Consider the following 12316-nt stretch of genomic DNA (forward strand, 5'->3'; position numbering starts at 1 on the left):
TGCTGCCAAAGTCGCAAGCGAAATTAATCGATGATTGCCCGGCAATCAGAAAAAGTGCTAATCATCGCAATGACCACAATAAGTATCAGGGATAATTTAAGATGAGTGAAATCATTTCCGCAGCGGTTTTATTGATCCTGATTATGGATCCGCTCGGTAATCTGCCGATCTTCATGTCGGTGCTGAAGCACACCGAGCCGAAGCGCCGCCGGGCGATCATGATCCGCGAGTTGCTCATCGCCCTGCTGGTGATGTTTATCTTCCTGTTCGCCGGGGAAAAAATCCTCGCTTTCCTGAACTTACGCGCCGAAACGGTCTCCATTTCCGGCGGGATAATTTTGTTCCTGATCGCCATTAAGATGATTTTCCCGAGCGCGGAAGGCAGCAGCAGCGGCCTGCCCGCGGGTGAAGAGCCGTTTATCGTGCCGCTGGCGATCCCGCTGGTCGCGGGACCAACGATTCTGGCAACGCTGATGCTGCTGTCGCATCAGTATCCGAATCAGATGAGCCATCTGGTGATTGCCCTGCTCATCGCCTGGGGCGGGACGTTTATTATCCTGTTGCAGTCGTCGCTGTTCCTGCGCCTGCTGGGTGAGAAAGGGGTGAACGCGCTGGAGCGTCTGATGGGGCTGATTCTGGTGATGATGGCGACGCAGATGTTCCTGGACGGGATACGGGCTTGGATGAAAGGTTGAGGATGTAAAAAAGCCGGGTGGCGCTCACGCTTACCCGGCCTACGGGACCTGAGGTTTTTGTAGGTCGGATAAGGCGAAGCCGCCACCCGACACACATACAGCCTCGTTAGCTCAGGAGCGTAAACGCAATCATCCCGACAATCGCACCCGTGGTGCCGAGGATGGTTTCCATCAGCGTCCAGGTTTTCAGGGTTTGCGCTTCGGTGGCGCCGGTAAATTTACCGAACAGCCAGAAGCCGGCGTCGTTTACGTGTGAAACCACAATCGAGCCGCCCGCGATACAGATAGAGAGCGCCGCCATCTGCGCGCCGGAGTAGTTCAGCTGTTCAATCACCGGCATCACCAGGCCCACGGCGGTTAAGCATGCCACGGTCGCTGAGCCCTGAATGATACGCACCGCCGCAGCCAGCACGAAGCAGGTGACCGCAATCGGCAGTCCCATTCCGGTCAGCGCTTCGCCCAGTGCCGGACCCACACCGGAATCCACCAGTACCTGTTTGAACACGCCACCGGCACCGATCACCAGCAGAATGATACCCGCCGGTTGCAGCGCAGCGCCGCAAATCTCCATCACGCGGTCTTTCGGCATGCCCTGACGCATCGCCAGGCCGTAAATCGCCACCAGACACGCCACTAGGATCGCCGTGAACGGGTGACCAATAAACTCGAACCATTCGTACGCGGTTGAACCCACCGGCACAAAGCGCGCCGCGATGGTTTTCAGACCCACCAGCACCAGCGGGAGCAGGATCAAAGACAGACTAAAGCCGAAGGACGGCATTTTGCCTTCGCCCAGGTGCGGCTCGGAGATGTCGTCCGGGATATGCAGCTCAACGTAGCGGCTGATGAAGTTGCCCCACAGCGGACCGGCGATAATCATCCCCGGGATCGCAGCGCACAGGCCAATCAGGATCATCCAGCCAAAGTCCGCGTGCATCTGGGAGGCCAGCAGCATCGGGGCAGGTCCGGGCAGCAGAAACGCCGCGGCCGCCGCCACGCCCGCAAACAGCGGAATGACTAGCTTCACGAGGTTCGTACCGGTATGACGCGCCATTGAAAACGCCACGCTAATCAGCAGCACAACCGCCACTTCAAAGAACAGCGGCAGCGCGCAAATCAGACCGGCCAGACCAATCGCGTAGTGCGCACGGCTGTGACCGAAAGATTTCAGCATCTTGACGGCAATCTGGTCGACCGCGCCCGTCTCGTGCAGGATCTTGCCAAACATCGCGCCCAGCGCCACCACAATGGCCAGGAAGCCCAGCGTGCCACCCATCCCTTTTTCCATCGTCGCCGCGATTTTGTCGAGCGGCATACCGGAAAAGAGACCTGCACCAATAGAAACCACCATCAAAGCAACGAAGGCATGCATACGCGCCTTCATCACTAAAAACAGCAGCAGCAATACCGAACCCACTGCTGTCAGAACTAGCGTTAATGTACTCAAAACTTACTGCCTTTTATTAATAACCTCGATGGTGCTGGCTACAACACCTTCCAGCGGCTGATCGATATCAACCACTAAGACATCCTGCTCGTCAGCACCCGGCTCCTGCAACGCCTCGAACTGCGTGACCAGCATCTGGGTTTTGAAGAAGTGGCCTTTACGCGCCTTCAGACGGCTTTCAATCACCCCGAAATCGCCTTTCAGGTAGATGAAAGAGAGGTTCGGATTGCCGTCGCGCAGCAGGTCGCGATAGGTTTTTTTCAGCGCGGAGCAGACGATCAGGGAGACTTTGTTGGTGCGCTGCATCGCGAACGCGGCGTCATTCAGCGCCTGCAACCACGGTTTGCGGTCGTCGTCGTTCAGCGGCTCGCCGGAAGCCATTTTCATGATGTTGCTGCGCGGATGGAGGAAGTCACCATCAAGAAACGCAGCCTGGAGTTGATGCGCCACTTCGCTCGCCACGGCAGATTTACCGCTACCGGACACGCCCATCAGGACGTAAACGTGGTGATCGTGATTAGTCGTGCTCAAAGGGTGTCCCTCAGTCAATTGTTACGGGTAACAGTTATCGGTAACATTGTCCTGCCGGGGCAAAAGAGAAGCAATATCCAAACGTGCGCGATGTGAATAAGTGTGAGCTACTTCAAATTTGTCGGATTAAATAGATCCACCCGGTGACAAGGTGAAACCTAAATCTAACATTTTAGGGGTAACTGCCTCACCACGAATGCGCGCCAGCAGGCGTTCTGCACCAATGCGCCCCATGCGTTCGCGCGGGGTCAGGACGCTTGCCAGCCGCGGCTCCATCACCTGGCCGATGTCGTGACCGTGGAAGCCGGCAATCGCCATGTCATCAGGGATCTTCAGCCCCAGACGCTGACATTCAAACGCCGCACCCACCGCAAGGTCATCGTTGGTACAGAAAATACCGTCCAGTTGCGGATACTCGCGTCGCGCCTGACGCATCAGCTCAATACCCGACGTATAAGATGAAGATTGCTCCACCATTACGCTGTACGGGGTTAAACCGGCGTCGAGCATCGCCTGCTCGTATCCCTTCTGTTTGATGATAGTACGTTCATCCAGTCGTGCACCCAGGTATGCGATATGGCGATGACCGCGGGCAATGATCGCCGCCGTCATCTGACGCGCCGCTTCAAAGTTATCGAACCCAACGGCAATGTCGAGGCACGGCGACTGGCTGTCCATCAGCTCCACCACCGGAATGCCCGCCACCTGAATCATTTTCAGCGTGCGCGGCGTGTGGGTACGTTCCGTTAAAATCAGCCCGTCGATGTTCCAGGAAAGCATCGATTCAAGGCGTTCCTCTTCCAGTTCCGGCTTGTAACCATAGTGAGCGAGCATGGTCTGGTAGCCAAACGCATCGGTAACGCTTTCGATACCGCGCAGCACTTCGGCGAAAACCTGGTTGGTTAAGGAAGGAAGCAGGACGCCCACCGCACGGCTGGTCGCATTGGAGAGAATATCGGGTGCGCGGTTGGGGATATAACCCAGTTCATCAAGGGCGGCGGCAATCTTGCCACGCAACGCCACGGAAACCTGTTCCGGGTTACGTAAAAAACGGCTGACCGTCATTTTGGTCACACCGACGCGATCGGCGACATCCTGAAGTACGGGGCGTTTCTTTTTCATCGTCCTGAGAAATCTTGAAGTGAGAGATTTGCTCAGTTTATCACGGACAAAGCTCAACCTTCCCCGTTTAAAGGGAAGGTTGAGAAATTATTTAGACCGGCGGCAGGTCAAACAGCAGGATTTCGCTTTCGCTGTCGGCGTGCACGGAGAGCGCCTGCTCGTCCCAGATAGCCAGGCCATCGGCGGTTGTGGCTTTCGTGCCGTTAATAGACACTTCCCCTTTCACCACCTGGATCCAGACGCGGCGGTTGGCGGCAATCTGATGGACAGACTGTTCGTCTTTCGCCAGCGCCCAGCGGTACAGTTCCATATCCTGGTGCACCTTCAGGGAACCTTCACGCGCATCCGGGGACAGCACCAGCTGTTTGCCCTGTTTCGCGTCGAAGCGGCGCTGCTCGTAGCGTGGCGTGATGCCGGTCTCTTCTGGAATGATCCAGATTTGATACAGGTGCAGTTTTTCCGTTTTGCTCGGGTTGTACTCAGAGTGACGCACCCCGGTACCCGCGCTCATGATCTGGAACTCACCCGCCGGCACCTGCTCTTTGTTGCCCATGCTGTCCTGGTGCTCAACCGCCCCTTCCAGCACATAGGTCAGGATTTCCATGTCCTTGTGCGGGTGGGTACCGAAGCCCTGGCCTGCGTCAATCACGTCGTCGTTAATGACGCGGAGCGCGGAGAAGCCCATGAAGTTCGGATCGTAATAGTCGGCAAACGAGAATGAATGCCATGAGTCCAGCCAGCCATGATTTGCGTGACCGCGTTCGTTTGCTTTGCGTAAGTAGATCATTGTTTTCACCCTCAGTTCGTTTCGATGGAGTAAGTGTGGACGCAAACCGTCCGGGATCATAGAGGGTGAAAATTGACTCCTCTGTTCAAAAATTATGAACAACCGCAGAGGAGTCGTTTTTGCTTATCTGGCGAGGGTTACCGTGGCAGGAGAAGCCTGTTCGAATGCCCGTTCAAGGATTTCCAGGTTAGTGAGAACGTCAGATTCCTTGACGTAATTCGGCGTGCCGTTGGTGAGGGTTTCATACAGCGCATCGTAGACGCGGCCATAGTCGCCGGTTTCCGGTTTGAGCTCTTCTCTGACCGTCACGCCCTCATCGTTCACGTACTCCAGCACGCCCACGGCATCGTCCGCCGCAAAGCCCGGTTCGCCCGGCATGATGTTGGCCTTCAGGCTGGTCTCCTGCTGGTCGATGCCGTACCGGATGAACGAGCCCTTCGTGCCGTGAACGATAAATTTCGGGTAGTCGATTTTCACCAGATGGCTGGTTTTAACGATGGCCTTAAGGTCGCCGTAAAACAGCTGCGCCTCGAAGGTATCGTCCGGGTTCGCTTTATTGCGCAGGCTGCGGATATCGTACGCCACGTGGTCCGGGCGGCCAAACAGGGAGATGATCTGGTCCATGGTGTGTACGCCCAGACCGTAGAACGAGCCGTCCTGCGGCAGGCCGGGTTTGGTTTCTGCCACCGGACGGTAGTAATCGAAGTGGCTTTCTATCTCCACAATATCGCCAAGCTTGCCGCTCTCGATCGCCTTTTTCGCCGTCAGGAAGCAGCTGTCAAAGCGACGGTTCTGGTACGGGGTGACGGTCAGACCTTTGCTTTTCGCCAGCGCGAACAGCGCCTTGGCTTCGGCAAGCGTTGGGGTGAACGGTTTTTCCACCAGTACATTCTTGCCCGCTTCGAGCGCGCGTTTCGCGTAGTCGAAGTGACTGTCGGCGTGAGTGCAGACGATCACCAGCTTTACCTGCGGATCGTTAAGCACTTCATCGAGATCGCTGGTGAAGTGAATGTGGGAATACTGCGGAGACTGCTCTTCCGGCTTCGCGCTGCGACGGTAGATATGGGCTACATGCCAGGTGTCTTTACGGTTGAGAACATACGGAAGGTGGTAACGCGTGGTGCTTTTGCCAAATCCAATAAATGCGCAATGTAGTGTCATGGCTCAGTCCTTTTTAAGGTTACTGGGTTTAACCATAACAAAAAAAAAGCCAGCGAGAAGCTGGCTAAAGTAATACTGGAAGCAATGTGAGCAATGTCGTGCTTTCAGGTTCCCGTAGGAGGTCTTCCTGAATGCAGAGCAATAATAATCATTCTCATTCGCACTTGTCCAACACTTTTTGCAAAAAATAGCGATTGACTCAGATTTTAAAGTCAATGATGTTGGAAGGGATTTTTAACCGACTGAGGAACAAGGAATGAGTGAGATAGTGATACGCCATGCGGAACCGAAAGATTACGACGCCATTCGTCAGATCCACGCCCAGCCGGAGGTGTACCACAACACGCTACAGGTTCCTCATCCCTCAGAGCAGATGTGGCAGGAGCGGCTAACCGATCAGCCAGGCATTAAACAGCTGGTCGCCTGCATCGACGGGACCGTCGCCGGGCACCTGTGCATTGCCGTAGCCCAGCGCCCACGTCGCAGCCACGTTGCCGATTTCGGAATTTGTGTGGGTGCGCAGTGGCAAAACCGGGGCGTCGCCAGCGCCCTGATGCGTACCATGATCGATATGTGCGACAACTGGCTGCGCGTCGACCGCATTGAGTTAACGGTGTTTGTGGATAACGAACCGGCAATCGCGGTGTACAAAAAGCACGGATTCGAAATTGAAGGCACCGGCAAGCGCTACGGCCTGCGCAACGGTGAGTACGTGGATGCGTATTATATGGCGCGAATGAAGTAGTTTGTTGCCGGGTAAGGCGAAGCCGCCACCCGGCTAAACATCAATACCCCGCCGTTAAATCATCTACCGAACGCGGGTCCGACGCGCCAAACAGCGCCCCGTCCGGCCCGACCATAATGCTCTGGGTGCTGCCCATCGCCTCTTTCACCGCCACCTTTTGTCCGCGCTGCTCAAGCAGTTTTATCGTGTCCGGGCTAAAGCCCTTCTCGACGCGCAGTTCATCCGGCAGCCACTGATGATGGAAACGCGGCGCATTGGTCGCCTCGGCGACGTTCATGCCAAAATCGATGCTGTTCACTACCATCTGTAGCACGGTGGTAATGATGCGGCTCCCGCCAGGGCTGCCGGTCACCAGCCAGGTTTTACCGTCCTTCACCACGATGGTTGGCGACATGGACGACAGCGGACGCTTCTTCGGCCCCACGGCGTTAGCATCCCCGCCGACCAGCCCGTACACGTTCGGCACGCCCGGCTTGGCCGAGAAATCATCCATCTCGTTATTCAGCAAAATGCCGCTGTTGCCCGCTACGATCCCGGTGCCGAAAGTGGTGTTCAGCGTATAGGTCACCGCCACCGCGTTACCGTCTTTATCCACCACCGAGAAATGCGTGGTCTGGTTACTTTCATACGGTGCCAGCTTGCCGGGGCGGATCTCGCTGGACGGCTTCGCCTTGTTGATGTCGATCTCGTCGGCAATCGATTTGGCATACGCTTTGTTGGTCAGCGCCTGCCACGGCACCTTCACGAAATCCGGATCGCCAAGGTATTCCGAGCGATCGGCGTAGGCGCGCTTTTCCGCTTCCGCCATCACCTGCATGGCGTCCGCGCTGCCGAAGCCGAACTTGTGCATATCAAAGTTTTCAAGAATGTTGAGGATCTGCACAATGTGAATGCCACCGGAGGACGGCGGCGGCATGGAGAAGACTTCGTACCCGCGATAGGTGCCGCTAATCGGCTCGCGCTCCACCGCCTTGTATTCTGCCAGGTCCGCTTTGGTGATGAGCCCGCCGTTCTTCTGCATTTCATCGGCAATCTGATCGGCAATCGCCCCTTTATAGAAGGCGTCAGGACCGTTTTCCGCAATCAGCTCCAGGCTTTTGGCGAGGTTTTTCTGCACAAGCTTATCGCCCTTCTTCAGCGGCTCACCGTCTTTCCAGAAAATCGCCTTGCTGTTTTCGTGATTCGGAATCACTTCACTGCCGTAAGTTTTGAGGTCGTCCGCCAGCGCATCGTTCACCGCAAAGCCGTCACGCGCCAGCTTGATAGCAGGCTGCACCACCTTGTTCAGCGGCAGCGTGCCGTATTTTTCCAGCGCCAGCGAGAAGCCCGCAACGGTGCCAGGCGTGCCGGACGCAAGGTGCGACGTCAGGGATTTTTTGCTGTCCGGGTTGCCCTGATCGTCGAGGAACATATCGCGGGAGGCCTGATTCGGCGCCATCTCACGGAAGTCGATGGCCGTGGTTTTACCGTCTTTGGTGCGCAGCATCATAAACCCGCCGCCGCCCAGGTTCCCCGCCTGCGGGTGCGTTACCGCCAGCGCGTACCCGACCGCGACCGCCGCGTCCACCGCGTTACCGCCCTGCTTAAGAATATCGACGCCTACCTGGGTTGCCAGCGCGTCAACCGAGGCCACCATGCCGTGCGTGGCCCGCACGGGGTGAAAAACATCCTCCTCCACGCCGTAAGAGACCGGAGGAGCGGCGGGCGGGTTGGCCGCAACGGTAAATGTGCCGCCTGCCATCAGCGCAGCGAGGGCGACCCAGCGCAAAAAGGTTGGTTTCATCATTATTGTTCTCCAGGTGAAGGGGTCCATATTCCCCGCTTAAGCCTGGTTCACAACTCTTAAAAAATCATCGTTATGCTGGTTTAGGGGTAAACTTAAGAGAAGCCTCAAAGGAGGAGATAACCATGAAACGATTCCTGATCCTGACCGCGCTGCTCCCGTTCGCCGCGCTCGCACAGCCCATTAACACCCTGAACAACCCGAACCAGCCGGGCTACGTCATTCCGAGCCAGCAGCGTATGCAGACGGAGATGATGAGCCAGCAACAACAGCAGAAAGGGATGCTCAACCAGCAGTTAAAGACGCAGACCCAGGTGCAGCAGCAGCACCTGCAAAACCAGATGAACGCTAACACCCAGCGCGTCCAGCAGGGCCAGATGCGCGAGCAGCCGCTGCAAAACCCAAACGGCGGGATGTTAGGGGGCGGGATGTCGCAAAGCAGCGGTCAGCAGCATATGCTGCCGACCCAGCAGAACGGCAGCATGCTTAATAAATAAAGTCTGGCCCGATCTTGTCAATCGCATCGGTACAGATGCTGTCTACACCCCAGCGCAGCAGTTCGGCTGCACGCTGGGGTTTGTTGACGGTGTAGACCAGGATATGCAGACCTGCGTCTTTCAGCATTTTGACCCGCGCCGCATCCAGCAGCTTATGGTTCAGATGGATAGAGACGCAGCCTAAGCGGCCCGTCAGTTCGCGCCAGTCCTCACGCCACTCGTCCAGCAGCAGCCCGCGCGGCAGTTCAGGCACAGCCGCCTGTGCGGCTTCCAGCGCGTCGATGTCAAACGAGGAGAGCAACGGCGGCGTCATGCCTTCCCACAGCTCACGCGCGGCCAGCGCAATCACTTTGCCCGTCAGCGGCCCGGTGCCGGTGGTCGGTTTGATTTCGATGTTAGCCATCATGCCGTGTTGACGACACCGGTCCGCCACCTCCGCCAGTAGCGGCAGCGGCTCGCCTTTGAAATCACCGCTGAACCAGCTTCCGGCGTCCACCTTCAGCAGATCGCGCCACGGCAGTTCGCCCGCCACGCCCCAGCCGTTGCTGGTGCGTTCGAGGTTGTCGTCATGCAGCAGGAAAATTTCGCCGTCCTTCGACAGCTTGGCGTCGAACTCGATCATCGTGTGGCCGTAGCGTGCGCCAGCGTCAATCGCCGCCAGGGTGTTCTCCGGCGCCAGTTTACCGCCGCCACGGTGGGCGACGATGTGGGGGTAAGGCCAGTTGCTCATACTCGTTGTCCTGTTTCACCGTCAAATAAGTGCAGGTGATTTTCCGGCACATGCAGCCACAGCGTGCTGCCTGCCTTCGGGCGCTCCTGATGCGGCAGGCGCACCACCAGCTTTTGCTCGCCCCAGCGCCCGTGCGCCAGGTTATCGGCGCCCAGCATCTCCAGCGTGTCCATCACCAGCGGCACGCCGCCGTCCGCCTGAGACGTTAAGCCAATATGCTCCGGGCGGATGCCGAGCGTCATCTTACGCCCGGCGTACCCACGATAGTACCAGTTGATCGGTAACGCCATCCCGCTTTCCAGTTCAAAGTGGGTTCCCGCAGCATTGATCCGCCCGTCCAGCAGGTTCATCGCCGGGCTGCCGATAAAGCTCGCCACAAAACGGCTGGCCGGTTTTTCGTAGACCTCCACCGGCGTGCCAATCTGCTCGGCAATGCCTTTGTTCATCACCATCACGCGCTGGGCGAGGGTCATGGCTTCGACCTGATCGTGGGTGACATAGAGGGACGTGGTTTTCAGACGGCGATGCAGCTGCTGTAGCTCAAGGCGCATCTGCACGCGCAGCTTGGCGTCGAGATTCGAGAGCGGTTCGTCGAACAGGAATACCGCAGGGTCGCGCACGATGGCGCGCCCCATCGCCACGCGCTGGCGCTGGCCGCCGGAGAGCTCGCGCGGGCGGCGCTTAAGCAGGCCGTCAAGTTCCAGAATGCGCGCGGCTTCTTTTACGCGCTCGGCGATATGGCCTTTGCCCATCCCGCGAATTTTCAGCCCCCAGGCCATGTTCTCTTCCACGCTCATGTGCGGATAGAGGGCATAGTTCTGGAACACCATCGCGATGCCGCGATCTTTTGGCTCCATCTCGGTGACGCGCTGGCGGTCAATCCAGATATCCCCGGACGTGACGCGCTCCAGCCCCGCCACCATGCGCAGCAGCGTGGACTTCCCGCAGCCGGACGGGCCGACCATCACGATAAATTCGCCGTCCGCCACGTCGAGCGTCAGCGGCTGAATGACCTGGGTTTTACCGTCCCAGCTTTTGGTAACTGCCTGAAGTTTTAAACCTGCCATCTTATTTCTCGCTATCGACCAGGCCGCGGACAAACGCGCGCTGCATGGCTAAAACAATGACTACGGGTGGGATTAGGGTGAGCAGCATCGCCGCCATCACCTGGTTCCAGAGGGTGGTGCCTTCACCGGTGGCGATCATGCCTTTGATGCCCGCCACGGCGGTGCCGAGGTTAACGTCCTGAACGATCAGCAGCGGCCACAGGTACTGGTTCCAGCCGTAGATAAAGGTGATCACAAACAGCGCCGCGAGGTTGGTTTTCGACAGCGGCAGCACGATGTCGCGGAAGAAGCGCATCGGGGAGGCACCGTCGATGCGCGCGGCCTCAATCAGCTCGTCCGGCAGGGTCATAAAGAACTGGCGGAACAGGAAGGTGGCGGTCGCCGAGGCCATCAGCGGCAGGGTTAAGCCCGCGTAGCTGTCCAGCATCTTCAGGTTGGCGATCACCTCCACGGTCGGGAAGATACGCACCTCCACCGGCAGCATCAGGGTGATGAAAATCATCCAGAAGAACAGGTTACGCAGCGGAAAGCGGAACCAGACGATGGCGAAGGCCGAGAGCATCGACACCGTGATTTTGCCCACCGTAATGCCGAACGCCATGATGAAGCTGTTGAGCATCATCAGCCAGAACGGCGCACTGTTGGCGCCCACGCCCTGGGTCCAGATGGTCTTCATGTTTTCGAAAAGGTGCCCGCCCGGGATCAGGGTCATCGGCGTGTCGAACACCGCTTTGGTGTCCAGCGTGGCGGCGACAAAGGCCACGTACAGCGGGAACAGGATAACGAGGATACCCAGGATCAGCAGGGTATGGCTGAAAATCGTCAGCCCGCGACGGTTCTCAATCATTGGTAGCGCACCTTACTTTCGACATAGCGGAACTGCACTACCGTGAGGATGATGACGAGGAACATCAGCACGACGGACTGCGCGGCAGAGGCCGAGAGATCGAGTCCGGCAAACCCTTCGCGGTAGATCTTGTAGATGAGCGTGGTGGTCGCCTGCACCGGACCGCCCGCAGTGGCGGCGTCGATCACCGGGAAGGTATCGAAGAAGGCGTACACCAGGTTAACCACCAGCAGGAAGAAGCTGACCGGGGCGATCAGCGGCAGCGACAGCCTGAAGAAGCGGCGCACCGGCCCTGCGCCGTCGATGGCGGCGGCCTCCACCAGCGAACGCGGAATGGATTGCAGCGCGGCGAAGAAGAACAGGAAGTTATAGCTGATCTGCTTCCACACCGAGGCGAACACCACGAGGAACATCGCCTGACCGCTGTTCTGAGCGTGGTTCCAGTCATAGCCGAATTCCGCCAGAAAATGGGTAATCAGCCCGCGTCCGGGGTTAAACAGGAAGATCCACAGTACGGCAGCCACGGCGGGGGCCACGGCGTAAGGCAGCAGCATCAGGGTCTGATACAGGCGGCTGCCGCGCACCACGTAATCCACCAGCGCGGCGAAAAACAGCGACGCGACAAGGCCGCTCACGGTCACCAGCGCGCTGAACCTGATCGTCGTCCAGAAGGAGTCCAGGTAATAGCTGTCGTGGAACAGCGCCGTAAAGTTGTCCAGCCCAACGAACTGGCTGGACAGCCCGAACGGATCGACGCTTTGTACCGAGTACCACAGCGCTTCGCCCGCAGGCCAGATGAAGAAGATAACGGTGATGACCAGCTGAGGCGCGACCAACAGGTACGGCAGCCAGCGGGAGCGAAACACCGGACGGGATGAGGACATGGAGATTTGATTCCTGAACA

At 57.9% G+C, this 12316-nt stretch carries 13 protein-coding genes; 3 read left to right on the forward strand and 10 right to left on the reverse strand.

Translation table 11 applies throughout. The features are described from left to right. The first annotated feature begins 101 nt into the window (after positions 1-101). Positions 102-695, forward strand: coding sequence for an NAAT family transporter YhgN (gene yhgN / locus INF58_RS00420; RefSeq protein WP_003861574.1), 594 nt, complete (start codon positions 102-104; stop codon positions 693-695). Positions 696-801: 106 nt separating this feature from the next. Here the strand turns inward: yhgN and gntU are convergent, their stop codons facing one another. The 5 genes from gntU to INF58_RS00445 form a co-directional block, all read right to left on the reverse strand. Further along, the gene (gene gntU, locus INF58_RS00425; RefSeq protein WP_023295539.1) at positions 802-2142 is read right to left on the reverse strand and encodes a gluconate transporter; all 1341 of its coding nucleotides are present in this window, start codon (positions 2140-2142) and stop codon (positions 802-804) included. Between the two features lie 3 nt (positions 2143-2145). Then, on the reverse strand, positions 2146-2673 hold the full coding sequence (gntK, locus tag INF58_RS00430) for a gluconokinase (RefSeq protein ID WP_003861569.1): 528 nt from the start codon (positions 2671-2673) through the stop codon (positions 2146-2148). 126 nt (positions 2674-2799) lie between these two features. Next, a complete protein-coding gene (gntR, locus tag INF58_RS00435) occupies positions 2800-3795 on the reverse strand; it encodes a gluconate operon transcriptional repressor GntR (protein ID WP_063865382.1) in 996 nt (331 codons plus the stop codon). A gap of 91 nt (positions 3796-3886) precedes the next feature. After that, positions 3887-4582, reverse strand: a complete 696-nt coding sequence (locus INF58_RS00440; protein ID WP_000639796.1) for a pirin family protein — start codon at positions 4580-4582, stop codon at positions 3887-3889. A gap of 123 nt (positions 4583-4705) precedes the next feature. Then, positions 4706-5743: an oxidoreductase gene (locus INF58_RS00445; RefSeq protein ID WP_193034090.1), complete on the reverse strand. Its 1038-nt coding sequence runs from the start codon at positions 5741-5743 to the stop codon at positions 4706-4708. Between the two features lie 256 nt (positions 5744-5999). On the opposite strand from INF58_RS00445, the gene yhhY reads away from it, so the two are divergent. Continuing rightward, on the forward strand, positions 6000-6488 hold the full coding sequence (yhhY, locus tag INF58_RS00450) for an N-acetyltransferase (RefSeq protein WP_193034091.1): 489 nt from the start codon (positions 6000-6002) through the stop codon (positions 6486-6488). Between the two features lie 40 nt (positions 6489-6528). Here yhhY and ggt read toward each other — a convergent pair whose 3' ends face one another. After that, positions 6529-8274 (reverse strand): gamma-glutamyltransferase, encoded by a 1746-nt coding sequence (gene ggt / locus INF58_RS00455; protein WP_193526779.1) that lies wholly within the window; start codon positions 8272-8274, stop codon positions 6529-6531. Between the two features lie 122 nt (positions 8275-8396). Between ggt and INF58_RS00460 the strand changes: the two genes are divergently transcribed. After that, entirely contained in the window at positions 8397-8768 is a 372-nt protein-coding gene (locus INF58_RS00460) for a DUF2756 family protein (RefSeq protein WP_063449537.1), read from the forward strand. Here the strand turns inward: INF58_RS00460 and ugpQ are convergent. From ugpQ to ugpA, 4 genes are read right to left on the reverse strand one after another with little or no spacing between them, the layout of a single operon-like run. Beyond that, positions 8758-9498, reverse strand: coding sequence for a glycerophosphodiester phosphodiesterase (gene ugpQ, locus INF58_RS00465; RefSeq protein ID WP_131637033.1), 741 nt, complete (start codon positions 9496-9498; stop codon positions 8758-8760). The two genes, INF58_RS00460 and ugpQ, sit on opposite strands and share 11 nt — an antisense overlap. After that, entirely contained in the window at positions 9495-10565 is a 1071-nt protein-coding gene (locus INF58_RS00470) for a sn-glycerol-3-phosphate import ATP-binding protein UgpC (protein ID WP_063449539.1), read from the reverse strand. Before INF58_RS00470 ends, ugpQ begins: the two co-directional genes overlap by 4 nt. Position 10566: 1 nt before the next feature. Continuing rightward, positions 10567-11412, reverse strand: a complete 846-nt coding sequence (gene ugpE, locus INF58_RS00475) for a sn-glycerol-3-phosphate ABC transporter permease UgpE (RefSeq protein ID WP_045347706.1) — start codon at positions 11410-11412, stop codon at positions 10567-10569. Further along, positions 11409-12296: a sn-glycerol-3-phosphate ABC transporter permease UgpA gene (ugpA, locus tag INF58_RS00480; RefSeq protein WP_193526780.1), complete on the reverse strand. Its 888-nt coding sequence runs from the start codon at positions 12294-12296 to the stop codon at positions 11409-11411. Before ugpA ends, ugpE begins: the two co-directional genes overlap by 4 nt. Positions 12297-12316: the final 20 nt, after the last annotated feature.

The organism is Enterobacter cloacae complex sp. P24RS (assembly GCF_014982165.1).
In the GTDB taxonomy this organism is placed as follows: domain Bacteria; phylum Pseudomonadota; class Gammaproteobacteria; order Enterobacterales; family Enterobacteriaceae; genus Enterobacter; species Enterobacter quasihormaechei.

Excerpts from the sequence above, each read along its gene's own strand:
- yhgN (WP_003861574.1), top strand. The coding sequence starts at position 102 with ATGAGTGAAATCATTTCCGCAGCGGTTTTATTGATCCTGATTATGGAT.
- gntR (WP_063865382.1), bottom strand. The coding sequence starts at position 3,795 with ATGAAAAAGAAACGCCCCGTACTTCAGGATGTCGCCGATCGCGTCGGT.
- INF58_RS00440 (WP_000639796.1), bottom strand. The coding sequence starts at position 4,582 with ATGATCTACTTACGCAAAGCAAACGAACGCGGTCACGCAAATCATGGC.
- INF58_RS00445 (WP_193034090.1), bottom strand. The coding sequence starts at position 5,743 with ATGACACTACATTGCGCATTTATTGGATTTGGCAAAAGCACCACGCGT.
- yhhY (WP_193034091.1), top strand. The coding sequence starts at position 6,000 with ATGAGTGAGATAGTGATACGCCATGCGGAACCGAAAGATTACGACGCC.
- ggt (WP_193526779.1), bottom strand. The coding sequence starts at position 8,274 with ATGATGAAACCAACCTTTTTGCGCTGGGTCGCCCTCGCTGCGCTGATG.
- INF58_RS00460 (WP_063449537.1), top strand. The coding sequence starts at position 8,397 with ATGAAACGATTCCTGATCCTGACCGCGCTGCTCCCGTTCGCCGCGCTC.
- ugpQ (WP_131637033.1), bottom strand. The coding sequence starts at position 9,498 with ATGAGCAACTGGCCTTACCCCCACATCGTCGCCCACCGTGGCGGCGGT.
- INF58_RS00470 (WP_063449539.1), bottom strand. The coding sequence starts at position 10,565 with ATGGCAGGTTTAAAACTTCAGGCAGTTACCAAAAGCTGGGACGGTAAA.
- ugpE (WP_045347706.1), bottom strand. The coding sequence starts at position 11,412 with ATGATTGAGAACCGTCGCGGGCTGACGATTTTCAGCCATACCCTGCTG.
- ugpA (WP_193526780.1), bottom strand. The coding sequence starts at position 12,296 with ATGTCCTCATCCCGTCCGGTGTTTCGCTCCCGCTGGCTGCCGTACCTG.